Origin of the sequence: Mesorhizobium sp. M7A.F.Ca.CA.001.08.2.1 (genome assembly GCF_003998455.1) — a bacterium.
GTDB lineage: Bacteria > Pseudomonadota > Alphaproteobacteria > Rhizobiales > Rhizobiaceae > Mesorhizobium > Mesorhizobium ciceri.
Genome location: NZ_RZPW01000961.1, coordinates 1 through 1,995 on the forward strand (window position 1 = coordinate 1; position 1,995 = coordinate 1,995).

At 61.4% G+C, this 1,995-nt stretch carries 4 protein-coding genes; all 4 read left to right on the forward strand.

Annotated features, from left to right (window positions below; genetic code table 11):
* Positions 1-60 precede the first annotated feature (60 nt).
* Positions 61-348: a hypothetical protein gene (locus EN914_RS33505; RefSeq protein WP_013532898.1), complete on the forward strand. Its 288-nt coding sequence runs from the start codon at positions 61-63 to the stop codon at positions 346-348.
* 12 nt (positions 349-360) lie between these two features.
* Positions 361-738: a hypothetical protein gene (locus EN914_RS33510; RefSeq protein WP_013532899.1), complete on the forward strand. Its 378-nt coding sequence runs from the start codon at positions 361-363 to the stop codon at positions 736-738.
* Positions 739-773: 35 nt separating this feature from the next.
* Complete coding sequence (locus EN914_RS33515) at positions 774-935, forward strand: hypothetical protein (protein ID WP_013532900.1); 162 nt, start codon at positions 774-776, stop codon at positions 933-935.
* A gap of 14 nt (positions 936-949) precedes the next feature.
* Positions 950-1,995 (forward strand): APC family permease (locus EN914_RS33520; protein ID WP_127389583.1); only part of this gene is annotated, 1,046 nt, incomplete at its 3' end.

Below are 1,995 nucleotides of genomic sequence, written 5' to 3' on the forward strand. Positions count from 1 at the left end.
CTTGAAAGAGGGCAGCGGCCGGCCAATTCGGGGCCTGGCGTTGGAAAAAGGGGAAAACCGATGTCAGACATGCAACAGCGCATCGAAGCGCTGTACCGCTCCGACGTGCGCGGATCCGCGCTCCTGATCGTCTGCCTGTGGGCGACGATCCTCTTCGTCCTGCTCATGACATGGCCCTACATCCCGCACAGCGGCATCAAGGCCGTGGTCGCGATCGCCGCCGCCGCCGTGCTGATCTTCAACACGGCCGCCATCCTGGCGATGGTCAAGCACTACAAGGAAGACAAGGAATTCATCTACGGGCTCGACATCAAGAACGCCGACGCATTCCGCAACCGCAAGTCCTGAGGGGTAGAAGAAATGTCCCGCTACACGCCGCCGGAGCAGAGCAAGGCCGGGCAGGTTTTCGACATCGCCGTCGTCGTCGTCGCCATTTTCGTGGCGCTGTGGCTGCCGCTGAAACTGGGCCTCGCCGGTGCGGCGAAATCCATCGACGCGCTCGACGCCAAGACGTGGGAAGCGCTCGGCCAGAACCCGACCATGGCCTCGATCTGGGAAAAGCTCGGCTACACGCCCGAGACCGCGCACGACATCATCCAGAACCGCTTCCACTATGTCATCGACTGGCCGACGCTGATCATAATGGCTGCGGTGCTGATAGGCTATTTCGTCTTCCTGTTTCGCGCATCCGACCGCGAATATCGCGACGTCATCAACGAAAAATTCGACGACAAGTAAGAGTTCTGAGGACGATTTAATTCGGGGACACGATCATGTGGGTGGCACTCTCTTACGCATGCTGGGGCATCTCGATCGTGCTCGCTTTGTGGATGCTCTACGACTGGTTCAAGGTCGACACGACCTTCTCCGAAGAGGTGCTGACCTCCTCGCGCGAAGGCGAACTGGAAGCCACTTCCGAAAAACACCGGATCTGAGTGAGGATTGAACAATGACGATCGCACTTGAACCGGCTGCCCCGGCTGTCCAAGGGGACAGAGTTTCACTCCTGCGCGTGCTCGGACCGGCCCATGTCTGGGCGCTCGGCGTCGGCATCGTCCTGGTCGGCGAATTCACCGGCTGGAATTTCTCGGCGGACAAGGGTGGCGCGCTGGCCGCGCTGATCGTCTGCTGGGTCGTCGGATTGCTCTACACCTCGGTCGCGATGATCGATTCCGAGGTGACATCGACCGTGGCCGCCGCCGGCGGCCAGTATGCGCAGGCAAAGCACATCGTCGGACCGCTGATGGCGTTCAACGTCGCGCTGTTCCTGGTCTTTGCCTACACGATGCTCGAAGTGTCCGACGCTATCCTGCTCGGCGACACCATCGTCGCCAAGGCCGGCGTCGAAGGGCTCACCCACAATTCCTTCATCGCCGCGACCATCGTCGTGCTGGCGTGGCTGAACTATCGCGGCGTGCTGATGACGCTCAACGTCAACTTCGTCATCACCGCGATCGCCTATATCTCGATCGTCATCCTGTTCTTTTCGGTCAGCCCGTGGACGCAAGGCGCGGTGCTGAAGCTGAACGAACTGGTCACCCCAGGCAATGCGCTTCCCTATGGCTGGATCGGCGTCATCGCCGCCTTCCAGTTCGGCATATGGTACTATCTCGGCATCGAAGGCACCACACAGGCCGCCGAGGAAGTGCGCTCCCCGGCCCGCTCGCTGCCTTACGGCACCATGGCCGGCATGATCACGCTTTTGATCGCGGCGGCCATGACCTGGTATGTCTGCGCCTCCCTGATGCCTTGGGAATATCTCGGCATCACCTACTATCCACTGTGGGACGCCGGCAAGCTGACCGGCAGCCCGCTGCTCGAGAACCTGTTGTTCGTCGCCACGCTGCTGGCGGCGCTGGCGTCGGCCAATGGCTGCATCAACGATGCGGCGCGCGCCTGGTTCTCGCTCGGCCGTGACCGCTATCTGCCGACATGGTTCTCGGCCGTGCATCCGAAATATCGCACGCCCTATCGCTCGATCCTGTTCCTGCTGCC